This window comes from Enterovibrio paralichthyis, from assembly GCF_019209835.1.
GTDB lineage: Bacteria > Pseudomonadota > Gammaproteobacteria > Enterobacterales > Vibrionaceae > Enterovibrio > Enterovibrio paralichthyis.
In genome coordinates this window covers 1-1,863 of the sequence record NZ_JAHUTS010000059.1, presented here as the reverse complement: position 1 = coordinate 1,863, position 1,863 = coordinate 1, and the positions used below count along the sequence as shown (strand labels likewise).

The window sequence follows — 1,863 nt, the reverse complement described above, 5'->3', positions numbered from 1 at the left end:
GTGGGGTTCTAGGGATTTTCCCCTCTAAAAAGACATAATCCTCTGTAGACCACACCAATAAATGGCTGCGGAGGTGGTTTACTTTCAGCTTGGAGCCTAATCATCCACTATCGGCCTTGTTATTTCGCCAATATTGGGCAATTTCCCAGTATTAGTGAAGTTATACGTTCCGCTTAAGTTGATATTTTGCCACGCAACGGGCGAAACAGCACGAGTGATACCCGCTTTCTCTTCATCTCCTCTCGCTTCAAAGTGTCCCAGAAGATGACTCAGTATCGCGGAGTTGAAGTAGATGATCGCGTTGGCAAGCAATCTTGCGCATTCATTCCAGATAGCGATTTCAGACTCGTTTTTGCCACGGAACTGATCACCATTCACCGACGCAATGGCTCGTCTAAGGAAGTGCCATGCTTCTCCCCGGTTCAGGGCACGTTGCACATACTGCCGCAAACTGGCATCGTCGATGTAGTCAAGTAAATATTGCGCTTTAACCAGTCGATTATACTCCGTCAGAGCCTGTAATATTGGGTGTCCAGAAGGGTAACCAGACAACTTTCTTACCAGCATTGCTTGTGTCGTCCGCTTTGTCTGAAGTGACAGAACAATACGCCTGATATCTTGCCATCCCGTTGTAATAACATTCGTTCTGATAGGCTTCTTTAGCGCCAGTATGGTGCTGCCTTGTTCACTTTCAGTCACATCAAACAGATCATTGATGACACTACTGAACTGCGCGTATCGCGGTGCAAAACTGTAACCGCATAGATCCAGTAAGGCGAAGTTAACATGATTGACACCGTGTGTATCTGTCGAGAGTACGTCAGGTTTGATTTCACTGCTGTTGGATTGTAACAGGTCATAAATATAGTGTGATTCGTGCTCGTTGGAACCGATGATCCGAGCATTGAGGGCGCTGTGGTTGGCCACCAGTGTCATGGCCGTGATCCCTTTGTTGGTGCCGAAATACTTAGAGGAGTACCGGGTTTTAAAGGTTTCCAGATGGGTTTCGAATTTCTGACCATCCGCACTGGCATGCAGCTGGTCCTCCTGAATATGGTAGTGGCGGAAGATGGGTAGCGCTGCAACCGCATTATTGATCACGTCGCTGGCGTCATGCAGCGTTTCAGGCCGGATATAGTTGGCCTGCACCGTACTCAGGTGTTCATAGCTTCGATCGGAGATCTGCGCCATGCCATACACACCACGGTGAGTGGCGTTGGCAATCAGAATGGCCAGTAAATCATCCTGATGAGTGAACCCTTGTTTTTGTATCGGAAGTACATGAGTCAGACATTTCATGAACCCGGTTTCGCGCTCTACATACCGCAGTACATCCGCGATACCGACCGGTTGCATTCGCTTAAAAAAGGGATTGTTGACCAGAGATGTAGCGCTTTTGGTCGGCAGACGCCAGCGGGTACCGGTACGATTTTTCATGATCACATTTCGATTGTCTCCCTCATCAATATGGAGAGCAACGTCTTTGAGTGCACTTTCCAGCCGGTGTTGTTTCTCCTGTAACAATAACTCTGCGGGCTGTTTTAGTCTGTCCAGTGTTGATGAGGCCAGCAAGGTATCCTGCGATGTCTGGGGGATCAGGTCGTCTTCCAGTGCGCGGTATTTGGTAACATTTGGCAAATAAATGCGTCCATTCAGTCGTGAGGTTAACTGCCGGTAGAGCAGCCATTCGTAACGTTGCGGGTTAACGTTATCCTGTTTAACCAACCATGGGAGGTGCTTTTTCGGGATGAGCGACGTATCCATCGTCTTCAGTGGTCCACCGAATGCGATTTCCGTCTGCATCTGTTGAAGTTGGGCGACGACGGCTTCTGAGCCTTTACCGGCCTCACATTCAAGGCACAA

At 48.7% G+C, this 1,863-nt stretch carries 1 protein-coding gene; it reads right to left on the bottom strand.

Features of this window, described 5'->3' with window-relative positions:
* Positions 1-96: 96 nt before the first annotated feature.
* A partial coding sequence (locus tag KU854_RS24635) for a Tn3 family transposase (RefSeq protein WP_053860923.1) occupies positions 97-1,863 on the bottom strand: 1,767 nt, incomplete at its 5' end.